A 17,550-nucleotide genomic window follows, 5' to 3' on the forward strand; every position below is an offset into this window, starting at 1 on the left:
CCGGGCCCAGGGCGAGCCCCCGGTTCAGCGCGCGTCGAGGCGGTCCTGGGCGGCACGCCAGCGGGCGGCGGGGCCGCGCGGCTCGTACCGGGTCAGCGGCTGGGTGCGGGTGAGCAGCCGCCGCATCTCGGCGAGATCCCCGACGAGCCCGTGCGCCCGCGCCTGGACCAGCACGTTGCCCAGCGCCGCCGCCTCCGTCGCCCCGGCCACCACCGGCAGCCCGCAGGCGTCGGCGGTGAGCTGGCACAGCAGGGCGTTGCGGGTGCCGCCGCCGACGACGTACACCACCTCGACCGGATGGTCGGCCAGCCGCTCGGCGTCCGCCACGGCCCCCCGGTGCGCCAGCGCAAGGGAGTCGAGGATGCAGCGGGTGATCTCGGCGCGGCTCGCCGGCACCGGCTGCCCGGACGCGCGGCAGGCCTCGGCGATCCGCTCCGGCATCCGGCCCGGCGCCAGGAACGCGGCGTCCCCGGCGTCCACCACGCTGCGCAGCGCCGGCACCCCGGCCGCCTCGCGCAGCAGCACCCCCAGATCGGGGCCGCCCCACGCCCGTACGCACTCCTGGAGCAGCCACAGCCCCATGATGTTGCGCAGATAGCGGACCGTGCCGTCCAGCCCCAGCTCGTTGGTGAAGTTGGCGGCCCGGCTCTCCTCGGTCAGCACCGGCGCGGCCAGTTCCAGACCGGCCAGCGACCAGGTGCCGGTGCAGATGTAGGCGAAGCGCCCGCCCACGGCCGGGACCGCGGCCACCGCCGACGCGGTGTCGTGCGAGCCGACCGCCGTCACCGGCACCGGCCCGCTCAGCCCGGTCTCCTCCAGCACCTCGGGCCGCAGCAGACCGGCCGGATCGCCGGGCTGCCTGAGCGGTGCGAACAGAGAGAGGTCGATGCCCAGCCGGTCGGCGAGGCCGTACGACCAGCCGCGCGTGGCGGGATCGACCAACTGGGTGGTGGAGGCGTTGGTCAGCTCGGTTCCCTGCTCGCCGGTCAGCCAGTACGACAGCAGGTCCGGGATCAGCAACAGGCGCCGGGCCCGGGCGAACTGGGCCGTCGAGCGGGCGGCCGTGAGCTGGTACAGGGTGTTGAAGGGCGCGTACTGCAGCCCGGTCGCCGCGTACAGCTCGGCGGCCGGCACGCTCGCCCACACCTTCTCCGCGACGCCGTCCGTACGGGCGTCGCGGTAGTGCACCGGGTTGCCCAGCAGCGCCCCGTCGTCGTCCAGCAGGCCGTAGTCCACGGCCCAGCTGTCGAGGCCGACGGAGTCCAGCCGGCCCCCCGTCGAGGCGCCGGCGGCCCGCAGCCCGTCCAGCACCCCGGCGTACAGCGCCAGTACGTCCCAGCGCAGCCCCTCCGGAACCCGTACCGGCCGGTTGGCGAACCGGTGGGCCTCGCTCAGCTCCAGCGAGTCGGGGCCCACGCGGCCGACCATGACCCGCCCGCTGGAGGCGCCCAGGTCGACCGCGGCGTACGTCCTCACGGCGCCGTTCTCAGCGAAGGTGCCTGCCTCGGACCCGCTCATCGCAGGAAGGCGGCCGCCACACCCGCGTCGACCGGGACGTGCAGCCCGGTGGTGTGGGTCAGGTCCCCGCCGGTCAGCGCGAACACCGCGTTCGCCACGTGCTCGGGCAGCACCTCCCGCTTGAGGATGGTCCGCTGCGCGTAGAACTCGCCCAGCTTGTCCTCCTCGACCCCGTACACGGCCGCCCGCTGCGCCCCCCAGCCGCCGGCGAAGATCCCGGAGCCGCGCACCACGCCGTCCGGGTTGACGCCGTTGACCCGGATGCCGTGCTCGCCCAGCTCGGCCGCCAGCAGCCGGACCTGGTGGGCCTGGTCGGCCTTGGTGGCGGAGTAGGCGATGTTGTTGGGGCCGGCGAACACGGCGTTCTTGGACGCGATGTAGACGATGTCGCCGCCCAGCCCCTGCGCGATCATCGTCCGCGCCGCCTCCCGGGACACCAGGAAGGACCCGCGGGCCATGATGTCGTGCTGCAGGTCCCAGTCCCGCGCGGTCGTCTCCAGCAGCGGCTTGGAGATGGAGATGCCCGCGTTGTTGACGACGAGGTCGACCCCGCCGAAGGCCAGCCCGGCCGCCGCGAAGGCGCCGGCGATCTGCGACTCGTCCGTCACGTCCACGGTCACGGCGACGGCCTTGTCCGGCCCGCCGAGTTCCTCCGCGACCTTGGCGGCGTTGCCGGCGTCGAGGTCGGCGACGACGACGCAGGCCCCCTCGGCGACCAGCCGGTGCGCGACGGCCCGCCCGATGCCGCTGCCCGCGCCGGTGACCAGGGCGACCCGTGCGGCCAGCGGCCTGGGCTTCGGCATCCGCTGGAGCTTGGCCTCCTCCAGCGCCCAGTACTCGATGCGGAACTTCTCCGACTCCTCGATCGGCGCGTACGCCGACACCGCCTCGGCGCCCCGCATCACGTTGACCGCGTTCACATAGAACTCGCCGGCCACCCTCGCCGTCTGCTTGTCCTTGCCGAAGCTGAACATGCCCACGCCCGGCACGAGCACGATCGCGGGATCGGCACCCCGCATGGCGGGGGAGTCCGGCTCGGCGTGCCGGCGGTAGTAGGCGGCGTACTCCTCGCGGTACTCGGCGTGCAGTTCCTTCAGCCGGGCCACCGCCTCCTCCAGCGGGGCGCCCGGCGCCACGTCCAGCACCAGCGGACGTACCTTGGTCCGCAGGAAGTGATCCGGGCACGAGGTGCCGAGCGCGGCGAGCCGGGGGTGCTCGGCCCGCGCCAGGAAGTCGAGGACGGCCTCGGAGTCGTCGAAGTGCCCGACCTGGGCCCGGTCCCGCGAGGCGACGGCCCGCACATACGGCGCCAGCGCCGCGGCCCGCTGCCGTCGTTCGTCCTCGGCGAGCGCCTCGTACCCCTCGATGACCGGACCGAACGGCTCCGCCTTGCCCCTCTCGGCGAGGAAGGCCTCGGCGGTGCGGATGATGTGCAGCGAGTTGCGCTCGCACTCCTCGGAGGTGGCCCCCCAGGCGGTGATGCCGTGGCCGCCCAGCACACAACCGACGGCCTGCGGGTTGGCCTCCTTGACGGCGGCGATGTCCAGCCCCAGCTGGAAGCCCGGCCGCCGCCACGGCACCCACACCACGGTGTCCCCGAAGCACTCGGCGGTCAGCTTCTCCCCGTCCGCCGCGCAGGCGAGCGCGATACCGGAGTCGGGATGCAGATGATCCACGTGCGGGGCGTCCACCAGCCCGTGCATCGCGGTGTCGATGGAGGGAGCGGCGCCGCCCTTCCCGTGCAGGCAGTAGTCGAACGCGGCGACCATCTCGTCCTCGCGCCCGACGCCCGGGTAGACCTCGGTGAGCGCCCGCAGCCGGTCGAGCCGCAGCACGGCGAGCCCGGCCTCGGTCAGGGTGCCCAGGTCCCCACCGGACCCCTTCACCCACATCAGCTCGACGTCACCACCGGTGACGGGATCCACGTCGGTGCCCTTGGCGGAGGCGTTGCCGCCGGCGTAGTTGGTGTTGCGGGGGTCGGCGCCAAGCCGATGGGACCGGGCGAGAAGGGCGTCGGCTTCGGGGTGCGGTGCCATGAACGTTCAGTCCTTACGTGGGTGAGTGGAGGCTTTCAGGGGCGCGGAGCGGTGGCTTTCAGGGGCGCGGAGCGGTGTCGTGTGCGGGCTCCGCCGCGGGGCGCGGTCGACCACGTGGAGGCCCGGACCCCGGAGACAACAGGACCGGCGGACGCTCACGCCCCCCAACCGGCCTGCTGCCCGCCGACCCGCTCGGCGACGATCCGCTCGGCCCACCCGGAGCGGGCGTACGCGGCGACGGGATCGGCGTCCAGTCCCATCTCCTCGCGCACCTCGGCCAGCAACGGCCGCACATCCGTGTTGTACGCGTCCATCAGCACCGCGTTCGCCGCGAGCACGTCCCCCGACCGCTGCGCGACGGCCAGCGCCGACCGGTCCACCAGCAGGGCCTTCGCGGTGGCCTCCTGCACGTTCATCACCGACCGGATGATCGCCGGGATCTTCGCCTCGATGTTGTGGCACTGGTCCAGCATGAACGCCACCTCGGGGGAGAATCCGCCCCCGCGCACCACCTCGTACATGATCCGGAACAGCTGGAACGGGTCCGCCGCCCCCACCATCAGGTCGTCGTCGGCGTAGAACCGCGAGTTGAAGTCGAACCCGCCGAGCTTCCCCTCCCGCAGCAGCGTGGCGACGATGAACTCGATGTTGGTGCCGGGCGCGTGGTGCCCGGTGTCGACCACGACCTGCGCCTTCGGCCCGAGCTTCAGGCAGTGCGCGTACGCCGTCCCCCAGTCCGGCACGTCCGTCGCGTAGAACGCCGGCTCGAAGAACTTGTACTCCAGCAGCATCCGCTGCCCGTCCCCGAGCCGCGCGTACACCTCACCGAGGCCCTCGGCCAGCCGGTCCTGCCGTGCCCGGATGTCGTCCTGGCCGGGATAGTTCGTCCCGTCCGCGAACCACAGCTTCAGGTCGGCGGAGCCCGTCGCGTCCATGATGTCGACGCACTCCAGCAGATGATCGAGGGCCTTGCGCCGCACCGCCGCGTCCGGATGACAGATGCTGCCGAGCTTGTAGTCGTCGTCCTGGAAGGTGTTCGAGTTGATCGCGCCCAGCTTCAGCCCGCGCTCCTCGGCGTGCTTGGCCAGGGCGGCGTAGTCCTCCACCCTGTCCCAGGGGATGTGCAGGGCGACGGTCGGCGCGACCCCGGTGAACGCGTGCACCTGCGCCGCGTCGTCCAGCTTCTCCCACGGCGAGCGCGGTACGCCCGCCTGCGCGAACACCTTGAAACGGGTCCCCGAGTTTCCGTACGCCCATGACGGCGTCTCGACGGCCTGGGTCTTGAGCGCGGCCTTCACCGCGGCGAGGTCGGTCACTTGAGCGCTCCTGTGGTGCCGGTCCCGAGGCAGCTGGGACGACTCAATGGGTGAAACGATTCAGAAGGGCAAGCTATGAGTGCCTCGGGGAGGTGTCAAGCGCTCCGACCGACCGGGTTTTCCGTGACTCTGCCGTGACCTTCGGGTATCGAAATTTTTTCGATACGGACCCATTGACGTGACATGGCCGCCATGCCTAACGTCCCGGCCATCCAGTTGAAACCTTTCACAACGCCGTGGGGCCGTCCCGCGGGCGTCGTCGAGGAGCCCCCATGACCCACCCGTCCGACACGGGACCGGCCCCGGTGCTGGCACTGAAGGACGTCGCCAAGTCCTTCGGCGCCGTACGCGCCCTGCGGGACGTCTCCCTTGAGCTGTTCCCCGGCGAGGTGCACGCCCTCGCCGGGGAGAACGGCGCGGGCAAGTCGACCCTGATCAAGACCCTCGCGGGGGTGCACCGGCCGGACGCCGGCCAGGTGCTGCTCGACGGCGAGCCCGTCGTCTTCCACGGTCCCGGCGACGCCCGCGACGCCGGCATCGCGGTGATCTACCAGGAGCCCACGCTCTTCCCGGACCTGTCGATCGCCGAGAACATCTTCATGGGCCGCCAGCCCCGCCGAGCCCTCGGCCGCATCGACCACAAGGCCACGCACGCGGCCACCGCCGCCCTGATGAAGCGCCTCGGTGTCGCACTCGACCCCGACCGGCCGGCGCGCGGCCTGTCCATCGCCGACCAGCAGATCGTCGAGATCGCCAAGGCGCTCTCCTTCGACGCCCGGGTCCTGATCATGGACGAGCCGACCGCCGCCCTGACCGGCAGCGAGGTCGCCCGCCTCTTCGGCGTCGTACGCACCCTGCGCGACCAGGGCGCCGCCGTGCTGTTCATCTCGCACCGGCTGGAGGAGATCTTCCAGATCTGCGCACGGGTCACCACCCTGCGGGACGGGGCCTGGATCGCGAGCGAGGACCTGGCCGGCATGACCGAGGACGACCTGGTCCGCCGCATGGTGGGCCGCGACCTCGACGAGCTGTACCCCAAGCAGGACGTGACGCCCGGCGAAGTGGCGCTCACGGTACGGCGGCTGACCCGCGAGGGCGTCTTCACCGACGTCTCCTTCGAGGTGCGCCAGGGCGAGATCGTCGGCCTCGCCGGACTGGTGGGCGCCGGCCGCACCGAGGTCGCCCGCGCCGTGTTCGGGGTCGACCGGTGGGACGCGGGGGAGGTCGAGGTCGGCGGCCGCAGGCTCACCAACGGAGCGCCCTCCACGGCCATGGCCGCCGGACTCGCCCTGGTCCCCGAGGACCGGCGGGCCCAGGGCCTGGTGATGGACATGTCCATCGAGCGGAACATCGGCCTGACCGGACTGCGTACGACCGTCCGGGCCGGACTGGTGGACCGGGGCGCCGAACGCAGCCGGTCCCTGGACTGGGCGGTGAAGCTCCAGGTGAAGTACGCCCGGATCGCCGACGCCGTCTCCACCCTCTCCGGCGGCAACCAGCAGAAGGTCGTCCTCGCCAAGTGGCTGGCCACCGGCCCGAAGGTGCTGATCGTCGACGAGCCCACCCGGGGCATCGACGTCGGCACCAAGGCCGAGGTGCACCGGCTGCTGAGCGAGTTGGCCGCCGACGGGGTCGCCGTCCTGATGATCTCCTCCGACCTGCCCGAGATCCTCGGCATGGCCGACCGCGTGCTGGTGATGCACGAGGGCCGGCTCACCGCCGAGATCCCACGCTCCGAAGCCACCGAGGAAACCGTGATGGCCGCAGCCACCGGGAGGGCCGCCGCATGACGGTGACCGCACCCGACCACGCCCCGCCCGCCGAGGTGCCCAAGTCCGGCGGCACCCGACTGGCCGACCGCGTCTTCAAGATGCGCGAACTCGCCATCCTGGTCGTCTTCCTGGTGATGATCGCCGTCACCCAGGCGGGCAACAGCCAGTTCCTGTCCCAGCAGGGCATCAAGGACCTGCTCCTGAACGCCACCATCCTGGTCCTGGTCGCCACCGGCCAGTCCCTGGTGGTGATCACCCGCAACGTCGACCTGTCGGTCGGCTCGACCCTCGGCATCAGCGCCTTCGCCGCCGGCACCTATCTGCACGGCGGCGGGAACGCGGTCGTGGCGATCGCCCTCGCGATCCTCCTCGGCGTCGGCTGCGGGCTCCTCAACGGCCTGCTCGTCAGCCTCGGCCAGGTACCCGCCCTGGTCGTCACCCTGGGCACGCTCTACATCATCCGGGGAGTCGACTCCATCTGGGTCGGCTCCCGCCAGATCACCGCGGCCGACCTGCCGGGCGGCTTCGTGGACTTCGGGTCCGGCGGCCTCTCGGCGGTGCCCTGGCTGGCGCTGATCGCGCTGGCGGTGCTGGTGGCGACGGCGTACTACCTCAAGCAGTTCGGCAGCGGGCGGGAGCTGTACGCGCTCGGCTCCAACCCGGAGGCCGCCCGGCTCGCCGGCATCCCCGTCCGCAGGCGGATCCTGACCGCATACACCTTCTGCGGCGGCCTGGCCGGCCTGGCGGGCGCGATGTACCTGGCCCGCTTCGGGAACGTCGACTCCGGGACCGGGAACGGCTACGAACTCACCGTCGTCAGCGCGGTCGTGGTCGGCGGTGTCGTCTTCACCGGCGGCTCCGGCAGCGTCTACGGCGCCGCTCTCGGCGCCCTGCTGCTGACCTCCGTCAACAGCGTGCTGCCCGCCCTCGGCGTCAGCTCCGTGTGGGTGCTCGCCATCAACGGTGTCCTGCTCATCCTCGCCATCGCGGTCGACCGGGTGGTCGCGCTGCGCGTGGCCTCCGCCCTGAAGAAGAGGAACGCCCGCCATGCCTGAGTCCCTGACGCGCGCGGTCCGCCGGTCCGCCTCGGGGAGGTGGGACACAGCCGTCGGCGCGCTGCTGGTCGTCCTGCTGCTGGTGTCGTTCGGCACGGTCGACGGCTTCGGCAACTCCCTCAACCTGTCCTTCCTCATCGGCAACACGCTCCCGATCGCCCTGATCGCCCTGCCGATGACCCTGCTCGTGGTCGCCGGGGAGATCGATCTGTCGGTGGCCTCCACCGCGGGGCTGTCCGGCGCGGTGATGGGCAGGCTGTGGAACGACGGCATGGCCATCGAGACGATCATCCCGGTCTGTCTGCTGCTCGGCGTGGTCTGCGGCCTGGTCAACGGCCTGCTGGTGACCCGGCTCGGGCTGCCCTCGCTGGCCGTCACCATCGGTACGCTCGCCGCCTACCGGGGCATCGCGCAGATCGTCCTCGGCTCGGACGCGGTGACCGACTTCCCCGGCCAGTACCTGGACTTCGCGTCCGGCCGGCTCGGGAACACCTTCCTGCCGCAGGCGTTCCTGCCCTTCCTGGTGCTGCTGGCCATCGCCGTGGTCGTCCTGCACGCCACCCCGTTCGGCCGGTCGCTGTTCGCGGTCGGCGCCAGCGAGGAGGCGGCCCGGTTCGCCGGGATCCGGGTCAAGCGGCACAAGCTGATCCTGTTCACGGTGACCGGCCTGATGGCCTCGCTCACCGGCGTCTTCTGGGCCCTGCACTACGCCAGTGCGCGCTACGACAACGCCACGGGCCTCGAACTCTCGGTGGTCGCCTCCGTGCTGCTCGGCGGGATCGACTTCGACGGGGGCAAGGGCACGCTCGGCGGCGCCATCGCGGGAGTGTTCCTGCTCGGCGCGCTGCAGAACGTGATGAGCCTGCTCAACGTCTCCGCCCAGTCGCAGATCGTCGTCACCGGTGTGCTGCTCGTCGTGTCCGTGCTCGGCCCCCGCCTCGCGCGCCAGATCTCCGTAGCGAGGGCGGGCCGCAGAGCCGCCTCGACTCCGGCCTCGTAACCCCGCTCACCCCTGTAAAGGACCTCCGTCATGCGCAAGTCGTCCCTCCGCCGTAGCTGCGCGGCCCTCGCCGCCGTCACCTCCCTCGCCCTCGGTGTCACCGCCTGCGGCGGCACCACCAAGAAGGACGTCGGCAACGACACCGCCTCCGCGGCGGCGACCGGCAAGGCCGACCCGAACGCGGCCACCAAGAAGGGCCTGACCGTCGGCTTCCTGCCCAAGCAGGTCAACAACCCGTACTTCACCTCCGCCGACCAGGGCGGCCAGAAGGCGCTCACCGAACTGGGCTCCACCTACAAGGAGGTCGGCCCCTCCAGCGCCACCGACACCGCCGGCCAGGTCAGCTACGTCAACACGCTCACCCAGCAGCAGGTCAACGCGATGGCCGTGTCCGCGCAGGACCCGGGCGCCCTGTGCACCGCGCTCAAGCAGGCCATGAAGAACGGCATCAAGGTCGTCACCTACGACTCGGACACCGACGCCGGCTGCCGCAACGCCTTCGTCTCCCAGGCGAGCGCCGAGGACCTGGGCCGTACCGAGGTGCAGCTGCTCGCCCAGCAGATCGGCTACAAGGGCGAGATCGCGGTGCTGTCGGCCGCCCAGACCGCCACCAACCAGAACACCTGGATCGGCTTCATGAAGGAGGAGCTGAAGGACCCCAAGTACAAGGACGTCAAGCTGGTCAAGATCGCGTACGGCAACGACGACGCCCAGCAGTCCTTCCAGCAGACCCAGGGCCTGCTCCAGGAGCACCCGGACCTGAAGGGGATCATCTCCCCGACCACCGTCGGCATCAAGGCCGCCGCCCAGTACCTGTCCGGCTCCAAGTACAAGGGCAAGGTCAAGCTGACCGGCCTCGGCACCCCGAACGACATGCGCAAGTACGTCAAGAACGGCACCGTCGACGCCTTCGAGCTGTGGGACCCGGCCAGGCTGGGCGACCTCGCCGCCCGCACCGCCGTCGCCCTGGCCTCCGGGCAGATCACCGGCAAGGAGGGCGAGACCTTCAAAGCCGGGGACACCACCTGCACCATCGGCAAGGACGGCGTGATCAACCTGGGCAAGCCGACCGTGTTCGACGCGAAGAACATCGACCAGTTCAACTTCTGACGCCCAGGGGGCCGTTGATGCAGCGTGTGTGCTTCCTGCTCAAGGTCCGCGAGGACCGCATCGCCGAGTACCGCGAACGCCATGCCACCGTGTGGCCGGAGATGCTCCGGGCGCTGTCGGCCACCGGCTGGCGCAACTACTCGCTCTTCCTGCGCGACGACGGTCTCCTCGTCGGCTACCTGGAGACCGACGACTTCCAGGCCGCGCTGGACGGCATGGAGGCCACCGACGTCAACGCCCGCTGGCAGGCCGAGATGGCGCCGTTCTTCGAGTCCCTGGACGGCGCCCGGCCCGACGAGGCCATGAAACCGCTCACCGAAGTGTTCCACCTCGCCTGACCCCCACGTCACCCCCACGTCCCCGCCGGGAGCCCCCATGAGAAGACGTACCGTGCTCGCCTCGGCCATGCTGGCCGCCATGGCGACACCAGGCATCGCACGAGCCGCGTCCCCCGGACCGTCCGTCAGCAGGAAGGGCACCACCCTGCTCGACGCCCAAGCCGTCTACTTCGTGTCCTACGACGGCCTGGTCAACAACAACTCCTTCCAGAAGAACGGCCTGCTGACCTACAAGGGCTACCAGTACGCGGCCTGGTACACCGCCTCCCGCAACGCGGTCGTCGCCCGCCGGCCGCTCGGCGCGAGCACCTGGTCCACGGTGACGCTCTCCCACCGGCTCAAGACCGACGACTCGCACAACGTCATCTCCATGGGCGTGTCCAGGACCGACGGCCGTCTGCACCTGAACATGGACTCCCACAGCGACGGCTTCTTCTACGTCAAGTCGGCCGCCGGACTCCTCGACACCCCCGCCTCCACCCCGTGGGCCCCGGCCGTCTTCGGCGCCGTACAGACCTCCCTCGACGGACTCGCGCTCACCTCCCAGTTCACCTATCCGCAGTTCGTCGCCACCCCGGACGGCAAGCTCCAGCTCAGCTACCGCGTCGGCATATCCGGCAACGGGCGCAACGCGCTGGCCGAGTACGACGGTTCGTCCTGGACGGCCCTCGGGGAGTGGACCAGCTCGACGGGCACCTACACCAGCTCGCACGGCTCCAGCACGGCCCGCAACATGTACCTGCACGGCATCGACTACGACGTCAGCGGCCGGCTGCACGCGTTCTTCACCTGGCGCGAGCAGAACGGCGCCGTGATGTGCGCCGCCGGCGGCATCACCAACCACGACACGGGTTACGTCCACTCGACCGACCGCGGCCGCACCTGGCGCAACGACGCGGGCAGTCTGGTCGCCACCACCGGCAGCTCCGACACCGTCGCCGTCACCGACCCCGGACTGGTCGTCGACGCGCTCGACGCCGACCACTCCCTGATGAACCAGGAGAGCCAGGCCACCGACTCGGCCGGCCTGCCGCACGCGATCATCAGCTACGTCCCCGGCCGCTTCGGCCAGTGCACCACCGACTACGTCGCCGACCGCACCGCGCACGGCCGCGCCTTCCACCTGCGCAAGAACTCCTCGGGCGGCTGGCAGAAGACCGAGATCCCCGTCCCGCTCGACTCCAGCCAGCGCACCAAGCTGGTCCTGGACAAGTACGACAACGCCTACGCGGTCTTCCCCTACGGCCGGATCGCCGCCGCCTCCAAGTCCTCCGGGCACACCGACTGGACCCTGCTGTACGACGGCGCCGGCCTCGACGCCTTCGGCGAGGTGGTCATCGACGAGACACGGGTGAGGACGGACAACGTGCTGTCGTTCATGTACCAGGAGAAGTCCAGCGGTACGACCCCATCTGCGCTCCACGTCGTCGACTTCGCCCTGCCCGCCTGACGGTAGTGTGAAGGCTTCCCGCCGCCCCTCGTTCCCCTGGAGGTCTCCGCCCGATGGCCCAGTCGGTGGGTATCAAGGACGTCGCCCGTGCCGCCGGAGTGTCGGTGGGCACCGTGTCGAACGTCATCAACCGTCCGGACACGGTGGCCTCCGAGACGCGTGCCCGCGTGCTGTCCGCCATAGACCGGCTGGGATACGTCCGCAGCGAGTCGGCGCGCCAGCTGCGCGCGGGCCGCAGCCGGATCATGGGGTTGCTCGTGCTGGACATGGGCAACCCGTTCTTCGTCGACGTGGCGCGCGGCGCCGAGCGGGCGGCGCGGGACGCCGGACTCGGTGTGATGGTCTGCAACAGCGCGCAGAACGCGGGCGAGGAGGCCGAGTACCTCTCCCTCTTCGCGGAACAGCGGGTGCGCGGGGTCTTGCTCACCCCGGCCGACGCGACCGGCCGGAACATCGAGTCCTTCCGCCGGCACGGCATCCCGTTCGTGCTGGTGGACCGGGTCGCCGAGGGCACCACCGAGTGCTCCGTCTCCGTCGACGACGTGGCGGGCGGCGCTCTCGCCGTCCGGCACCTGGTCGACGCCGGGCACCGCTCCATCGCGTACGTCAGCGGGCCGCCCGGGCTCAACCAGGTGCGCGACCGCCGCACCGGCGCCCTCACCGCCCTCGCCGAGGCCGGACTCGGCCCGCAGGCGCTGCGCGAACTGCCCACCGAACGGCTCGACGTGGCCGCCGGACGGGACGCGGGCGCCCGCCTCCTCGGCCTCGCCGACCGTCCCACCGCCGTCTTCTGCGCCAACGACCTGCTCGCCCTCGGCGTCCTCCAGGCTATGTACGCGGCCGGTGTGGTCGTCCCCGACGACCTGGCGATCGTCGGCTACGACGACATCGAGTTCGCGGCCGCCGCCGCCGTACCGCTCACCTCCGTCCGGCAGCCCGCCGTCACCATGGGCGCGCTCGCCGCCGAGCTGCTCCTGGAGGAGACCGAGGAACCGGGCGGACCGGGCGGACCGGGCGGGCACGAGCACCGGCGGGTGGTGCTCCAGCCGGAGCTGGTGGTGCGCCGCTCGAGCCTCGCCGGACGCTGAACCGTCATTCAGCAGGAATCCGTGATCCCGGGGGTCGGACCCGGGCCCGGCATGTGCTGAACTGGGACGCGCGATCATCCGTCCGTCCCGGGAGACCTGTTGAGCCTCAGCTACCGCCAGCCCGGCGTCGTCCTCACCGACCACCGCTTCACCGTGCCCCTGGACCACGCCGACCCCGGTGGCGAGACCATCGAGCTGTACGCACGTGAGGTCGTCGCGAGCGACAGAGCCGGTCAGGACCAGCCGTGGCTGGTGTATCTGCAGGGCGGCCCGGGCTTCGGGGCGAACCGTTTCATCGGACGGCAGGCCTGGCTCGACCGGGCCCTGAAGGACCACCGCGTCCTGCTCCTCGACCAGCGCGGCACCGGCCGCTCCACCCCCGCCAACCGGCAGACGCTCCCGCTGCGCGGCGGTCCCGGGGAACAGGCCGCCTACCTCACCCACTTCCGGGCCGACTCCATCGTCCGCGACTGCGAGTCCATCCGCCCGCGGCTCACCGGCGGCGCCCCCTGGACCGTGCTGGGCCAGAGCTTCGGCGGCTTCTGCGCGGTGACCTACCTGTCCCTCGCCCCGCAGGGCCTGAGCGCCGCACTCGTCACCGGCGGGCTGCCCTCCCTGGACGCCCACGCCGACGACGTCTACCGGGCCGCCTACCCGCGGATCGAACGCAAGGTCGCCGCGCACTACGCCCGCTATCCGCAGGACGTCGAGCGGGCCCGCCGTATCGCCGACCACCTGCTCGGCCACGACGTGGTCCTGCCGAACGGCCACCGCCTCACCGTCGAGGCCTTCCAGTCACTGGGCATCCTGCTCGGCGCGAGCGACGGCAGTCACCGGCTGCACTACCTCCTGGAGGACGCGTTCGTCCGCACCCCGGGCGGCACCGCCCTGTCCGACGCCTTCCAGGAGGAGGTCCAGGGCCTGCTGTCGTACGCGGGTCACCCGCTCTACGCCCTCGTCCACGAGGCGGTCTACGCCCAGGACGACCGCCCCACCGACTGGGCCGCCGAGCGCGTCCGCGCCGAGTTCCCGCAGTTCGACGCGGCCAAGGCGGTCGTCGGCGACGCGCCGGTGCTGTTCACCGGCGAGACCGTCCACCCCTGGATGTTCGACACCGACCCGGCCCTGCGCCCGCTGCGCGAGACGGCCCACCTGCTCGCCGCCCGCACCGACTGGCCGCCCCTGTACGACCCCGCCCGGCTCGCCGCCAACGAGGTCCCGGTCGCCGCCGCCGTCTACCACGACGACATGTACGTCGACACCGGCCACTCGCTGCGCACCGCCCGCGCCATCCGCGGCCTGCGCACCTGGGTCACCGACGAGTTCGAGCACGACGGCCTCAGGACCGGTGCGCCCCGGGTCCTGGACCGGCTGCTGGCCCTGACCCGGGACGAGGTCTGAGCCGGTGGACGGCACGACGGTTCTGGCCCACTGCTTCGAGGAGCACCGCGGGCAGCTGCGGGCGGTGGCCTACCGGATGCTCGGCTCGCTCGCCGAGGCCGAGGACGCGGTGCAGGAGGCCTGGCTGCGGCTCGCCCGCAGCGACGCGCAGGAGATCACGAACCTCGGCGGCTGGCTGACCACCGTCGTCGGACGGATCTGCCTGGACCAGCTCCGCTCCCGCTCCGCGCGCCGCGAGGAGCCCATCGACGACACGTCCCTGCCCGACCCGGTGATCCGGCCGCTGTCCGGCCCGGACCCGGAACAGGAGATCCTGCACGCCGACTCGGTGGGCCTCGCCCTCCTGGTCGTCCTGCAGCGCCTGGAGCCCGCCGAACGGCTGGCGTTCGTCCTGCACGACATGTTCGCCGTGCCGTTCGACGACATCGCCCCCGTCGTCGAGCGCACCCCGGCCGCCACGCGTCAGCTCGCCAGCCGCGCCCGCCGCCGGGTCCAGGGCGCCAGCCCGGCGGCCGACCCCGACCTCGGCCGGCAGCGCCAGGTGCTCGACGCCTTCCTCGCTGCCTCCCGCGAGGGGGACTTCGACAGGCTTCTCGCCCTGCTGCACCCGGATGTCGTCCTGCGCGCCGACGCGGGCACCCTGGTGCGCGGGGCCGCCGCCTCCAAGGTGGTGCACGGCGCCCGGGCGGTGGCCGAACAGGCCCTCACCTTCCGCCGGTTCGCGGGATCCGCCCGTCTGGTCCTGGTCAACGGCGCGCTCGGGGTGCTGACCGTGCCCGACGGGCGGGCCATGGCCGTCATGGGCGTCACGGTCGCCGACGGCAGGATCACCGCCCTGTACATCCTGGCCGACCCGGACCGCCTGGCCGGCCTCGCACCGGCCGCGCCCCGGGACTGAGGGCGCGTTCGGCGGCGGGCGCGTCGAGGGCCGGGCGGCCCGGGTCCCAGCAGGTCAGTAGGCTGGTCGCATGCCTGATCAGATAGCCGGCCGACCGGAGCTGCGCGGCGACTGCGCCCGCTGCTTCGGGCTGTGCTGTGTCGCCCTGCCCTTCGCCGCCTCCGCCGACTTCGCGCTCGACAAGCCCGCCGGGAAGCCCTGCCCGAACCTCGGGGGCGACCACCGCTGCGGCATCCACACGGACCTCAGGCGACGGGGCTTCACCGGCTGCACGGTCTACGACTGCTTCGGCGCCGGGCAGAAGGTCTCGCAGCTCACCTTCGGCGGCCAGGACTGGCGCACCGGCTCCGGGGAGCGGGCCCGCCGCATGTTCGACGTGTTCCCGGTCGTCCGCCAGCTCCACGAACTGCTCTGGTACCTGACCGAGGCACTGGAGCTGCCCGCCGCCCGCCCGGTCCACGCCGACCTGCGCGCGGCCCTGGACGAGACCGAGCGGCTCACCCTTGGGACGCCGGACGAGCTGGCCGCGCTGGACGTGCCCGCCCACCGGCAGCGGGTCAACGTGCTCCTGCTGCGCACCAGCGAGCTGGCCCGGGCCGGTCTCGGAGGGACGAACGGCAGGAGGAAGGACCGCCGGGGCGCCGATCTGGCCGGTGCCCGGCTCAAGGGCGCCGACCTGCGCGGGGCGAGTCTGCGCGGCGCCTGTCTCATCGCCGCCGACCTCACCGGGGCCGATCTGCGCGGCGCGGACCTGATCGGGGCCGACCTGCGCGACACCGACCTCACCGACGCCGACCTGACCGGCGCCTTCTTCCTCACCCAGCCGCAGGTCGACGCGGCCCGCGGGAGTGCCGGGACCAGACTGCCGGCGTCACTCACCCGTCCCGTGCACTGGGCAGCCCGGCACTGACCCCGGCTCGCCGTCGCCGCCGTCGCCGCCGTCGCCGCCGTGGCCGCCGGGGCCGGCGTCGGCGGCCGGCCCCTGGGTCGCCGGCCGCCGGGCGAGCCGCAGCCGCAGTCCCTCCGGTATCACCGTCAGCCGTTCGGTCACCCGCAGCCGGTAGTCCGGGTCGTCCCGGAGGTCGTAGCGGCGCAGCAGCAGGCCGAGGACCAGGGTGGCCTCGTGCAGCGCGAACTGGCGGCCGATGCAGGCCCGGGCGCCGGTCCCGAACGGCTTGAAGGTGTGCGGGGGACGGGACCGTGCGGCCTTGGCGTCGAAGCGGTCGGGGTCGAACCGTTCGGCGTCCTCGCCCCACACCTCGGGGTCGCGGTGCAGCAGCGGCAGCAGCACCAGCGCCCACGCGCCCCGGCGCATCGGATGCTCGCCGGCCAGCACCGTGTCCGCGAGGGCCTCGCGGGCGTAGGCGGGCGCGGTCGGCCACAGCCGCAGCGACTCGTCCAGCACCCGGCGCACATAGCGCAGCTTGGCCACCTGGTCGTAGCCCGGCGCGGCCGTGTCGCCCCAGACGCGGTCGACCTCGGCGCGGGCGCGGGCGGCGACCTCCGGGTGCCGGGCGAGGTAGTGCAGGGCGAAGGAGAGCGCGCCCGAGGTGGTCTCGTGGCCCGCCACCAGGAAGGTGATCATCTGGTGCCGGACGTTGCGCGCCGACAGCCGTTCCCCGGTCGCCGGGTGGGTCGTCTCCAGCATCCGGTCGAGCAGGTCGCCGGTGCCGCCGCCGGACCGGCGCCGGGCCGCGACCAGTTCGTCGACCGTGCGGTTGAGATGGGCGATGTCGGCCGCGTTGCGCCGCGCGGCGGTGCGCAGCAGCAGCGGGGCCAGCGGCGAGGGCACGCTGTTGAGCCGCTGCGCGTAGGTGAGCGTGCCCACCATCGCCGTCACGAAGGGGTGCGGCCGGTCGCGCTCGAAGGAGCCGAAGTCGTGCCCGAAACCGGTGCGGGCGATCGTCTCCAGGGTCAGCTTGGTCATGTCGCCGGGCACGTCCACCGTGCGCCCGGCCGCCGCCTCCCGGTCCCAGTGGCCGGTCAGCCGCCCGGCCACCGCCAGCATCATCGCGTGGTAGCCCTCCATCGCCTCGCGGCTGAAGCCGGGCGCGAGGACGTCGTGCGCCAGCTGCCAGTTCGGCTCGTGGTTGTACGCCGTGAACAGCCCGTCACCGGCGACCGGACGCAGGTTGGCCACCCCGAGGCCCACGTGCTTGGCGAACCGCGACTCGTCCGCGAGATCGGCGGCGTACCGGGCGCCCCACACGAACACGAACTCGTTCCCGAACGCCCGGCGCCGGAAGACGGGCCCCAGCTCGCGCCCGAGGCGCATCGAGTCCTGCACCGGTCGGCGCCGGTCCACGCCCCGCACATCGCCCAGCAGGGGCACCCGGCGCGGGGGGTGCGGTATGCGGTGCAGCTCGGGCCAGCCCTGCTCGGCGCCCCGGAAGCCCTTCGGCGGCGCGCCCGGCCCCGCCGTGTCCGCCGCCGTGCCGGTCGCCGACTGCGTGACCGTCTCCGCCATGACGCGATCTCCCTTGATCCCGCGGACCGTTCCATCGATGACACGCGTGTTGTACGTGGGTTCAATAACGGAGTCAGTGTGATCCCGCTGTTGAACCGGCG

The 17,550-nt window shown here is 72.3% G+C and carries 14 protein-coding genes; 10 read left to right on the forward strand and 4 right to left on the reverse strand.

The annotated features are described in order from the left end of the window. Positions 1 to 24: 24 nt before the first annotated feature. From ACFYMM_RS21335 to rhaI, 3 genes are all read right to left on the reverse strand, one after another. Complete coding sequence (locus ACFYMM_RS21335) at positions 25 to 1,518, reverse strand: rhamnulokinase family protein (protein WP_388388786.1); 1,494 nt, start codon at positions 1,516 to 1,518, stop codon at positions 25 to 27. Further along, positions 1,515 to 3,554 carry a bifunctional aldolase/short-chain dehydrogenase gene (locus ACFYMM_RS21340; RefSeq protein ID WP_388388788.1) on the reverse strand — a complete coding sequence of 680 codons (2,040 nt, stop codon included), beginning with the start codon at positions 3,552 to 3,554 and terminating at the stop codon, positions 1,515 to 1,517. Before ACFYMM_RS21340 ends, ACFYMM_RS21335 begins: the two co-directional genes overlap by 4 nt. 155 nt (positions 3,555 to 3,709) lie before the next feature. Next, complete coding sequence (gene rhaI, locus ACFYMM_RS21345) at positions 3,710 to 4,870, reverse strand: L-rhamnose isomerase (RefSeq protein WP_388388790.1); 1,161 nt, start codon at positions 4,868 to 4,870, stop codon at positions 3,710 to 3,712. Between the two features lie 272 nt (positions 4,871 to 5,142). Between rhaI and ACFYMM_RS21350 the strand changes: the two genes are divergently transcribed. The 10 genes from ACFYMM_RS21350 (at position 5,143) to ACFYMM_RS21395 (ending at position 15,892) form a co-directional block, all read left to right on the forward strand. Continuing rightward, positions 5,143 to 6,660 carry a sugar ABC transporter ATP-binding protein gene (locus tag ACFYMM_RS21350; protein WP_388388792.1) on the forward strand — a complete coding sequence of 506 codons (1,518 nt, stop codon included), beginning with the start codon at positions 5,143 to 5,145 and terminating at the stop codon, positions 6,658 to 6,660. Further along, positions 6,657 to 7,697 (forward strand): ABC transporter permease, encoded by a 1,041-nt coding sequence (locus tag ACFYMM_RS21355; RefSeq protein WP_388388794.1) that lies wholly within the window; start codon positions 6,657 to 6,659, stop codon positions 7,695 to 7,697. Before ACFYMM_RS21350 ends, ACFYMM_RS21355 begins: the two co-directional genes overlap by 4 nt. Next, positions 7,690 to 8,697 (forward strand): ABC transporter permease, encoded by a 1,008-nt coding sequence (locus ACFYMM_RS21360; protein WP_388388796.1) that lies wholly within the window; start codon positions 7,690 to 7,692, stop codon positions 8,695 to 8,697. Before ACFYMM_RS21355 ends, ACFYMM_RS21360 begins: the two co-directional genes overlap by 8 nt. A 30-nt stretch (positions 8,698 to 8,727) precedes the next feature. Further along, positions 8,728 to 9,807, forward strand: a complete 1,080-nt coding sequence (gene rhaS, locus ACFYMM_RS21365) for a rhamnose ABC transporter substrate-binding protein (protein ID WP_388388798.1) — start codon at positions 8,728 to 8,730, stop codon at positions 9,805 to 9,807. A gap of 17 nt (positions 9,808 to 9,824) precedes the next feature. Next, entirely contained in the window at positions 9,825 to 10,145 is a 321-nt protein-coding gene (locus ACFYMM_RS21370) for an L-rhamnose mutarotase (RefSeq protein ID WP_388388801.1), read from the forward strand. Positions 10,146 to 10,182: 37 nt separating this feature from the next. Continuing rightward, positions 10,183 to 11,595 (forward strand): BNR repeat-containing protein, encoded by a 1,413-nt coding sequence (locus ACFYMM_RS21375; RefSeq protein ID WP_388388803.1) that lies wholly within the window; start codon positions 10,183 to 10,185, stop codon positions 11,593 to 11,595. 53 nt (positions 11,596 to 11,648) lie between these two features. Further along, positions 11,649 to 12,683 carry a LacI family DNA-binding transcriptional regulator gene (locus tag ACFYMM_RS21380; protein WP_388388805.1) on the forward strand — a complete coding sequence of 345 codons (1,035 nt, stop codon included), beginning with the start codon at positions 11,649 to 11,651 and terminating at the stop codon, positions 12,681 to 12,683. A gap of 99 nt (positions 12,684 to 12,782) precedes the next feature. Then, entirely contained in the window at positions 12,783 to 14,084 is a 1,302-nt protein-coding gene (locus tag ACFYMM_RS21385; protein ID WP_388388807.1) for an alpha/beta fold hydrolase, read from the forward strand. 4 nt (positions 14,085 to 14,088) lie between these two features. Then, complete coding sequence (gene sigJ / locus ACFYMM_RS21390; protein WP_388388810.1) at positions 14,089 to 14,982, forward strand: RNA polymerase sigma factor SigJ; 894 nt, start codon at positions 14,089 to 14,091, stop codon at positions 14,980 to 14,982. A 70-nt stretch (positions 14,983 to 15,052) separates the two neighbouring features. Next, entirely contained in the window at positions 15,053 to 15,892 is an 840-nt protein-coding gene (locus tag ACFYMM_RS21395) for a pentapeptide repeat-containing protein (protein ID WP_388388812.1), read from the forward strand. On the opposite strand, the gene ACFYMM_RS21400 is transcribed toward ACFYMM_RS21395, so the two are convergent. Continuing rightward, on the reverse strand, positions 15,854 to 17,449 hold the full coding sequence (locus ACFYMM_RS21400) for a cytochrome P450 (protein ID WP_388388815.1): 1,596 nt from the start codon (positions 17,447 to 17,449) through the stop codon (positions 15,854 to 15,856). The two genes, ACFYMM_RS21395 and ACFYMM_RS21400, sit on opposite strands and share 39 nt — an antisense overlap. Positions 17,450 to 17,550: the final 101 nt, after the last annotated feature.

This window comes from Streptomyces sp. NPDC006739 (genome assembly GCF_042869815.1).
In the GTDB taxonomy this organism is placed as follows: domain Bacteria; phylum Actinomycetota; class Actinomycetes; order Streptomycetales; family Streptomycetaceae; genus Streptomyces.

What these genes read in the sequence shown, in the direction of transcription:
- ACFYMM_RS21395 (WP_388388812.1), top strand. Translation starts at nt 15,053, where the DNA reads ATGCCTGATCAGATAGCCGGCCGACCGGAGCTGCGCGGCGACTGCGCC.
- rhaS (WP_388388798.1), top strand. Translation starts at nt 8,728, where the DNA reads ATGCGCAAGTCGTCCCTCCGCCGTAGCTGCGCGGCCCTCGCCGCCGTC.
- ACFYMM_RS21335 (WP_388388786.1), bottom strand. Translation starts at nt 1,518, where the DNA reads ATGAGCGGGTCCGAGGCAGGCACCTTCGCTGAGAACGGCGCCGTGAGG.
- ACFYMM_RS21340 (WP_388388788.1), bottom strand. Translation starts at nt 3,554, where the DNA reads ATGGCACCGCACCCCGAAGCCGACGCCCTTCTCGCCCGGTCCCATCGG.
- ACFYMM_RS21370 (WP_388388801.1), top strand. Translation starts at nt 9,825, where the DNA reads ATGCAGCGTGTGTGCTTCCTGCTCAAGGTCCGCGAGGACCGCATCGCC.
- ACFYMM_RS21375 (WP_388388803.1), top strand. Translation starts at nt 10,183, where the DNA reads ATGAGAAGACGTACCGTGCTCGCCTCGGCCATGCTGGCCGCCATGGCG.
- ACFYMM_RS21355 (WP_388388794.1), top strand. Translation starts at nt 6,657, where the DNA reads ATGACGGTGACCGCACCCGACCACGCCCCGCCCGCCGAGGTGCCCAAG.
- ACFYMM_RS21380 (WP_388388805.1), top strand. Translation starts at nt 11,649, where the DNA reads ATGGCCCAGTCGGTGGGTATCAAGGACGTCGCCCGTGCCGCCGGAGTG.
- ACFYMM_RS21350 (WP_388388792.1), top strand. Translation starts at nt 5,143, where the DNA reads ATGACCCACCCGTCCGACACGGGACCGGCCCCGGTGCTGGCACTGAAG.
- ACFYMM_RS21360 (WP_388388796.1), top strand. Translation starts at nt 7,690, where the DNA reads ATGCCTGAGTCCCTGACGCGCGCGGTCCGCCGGTCCGCCTCGGGGAGG.
- ACFYMM_RS21400 (WP_388388815.1), bottom strand. Translation starts at nt 17,449, where the DNA reads ATGGCGGAGACGGTCACGCAGTCGGCGACCGGCACGGCGGCGGACACG.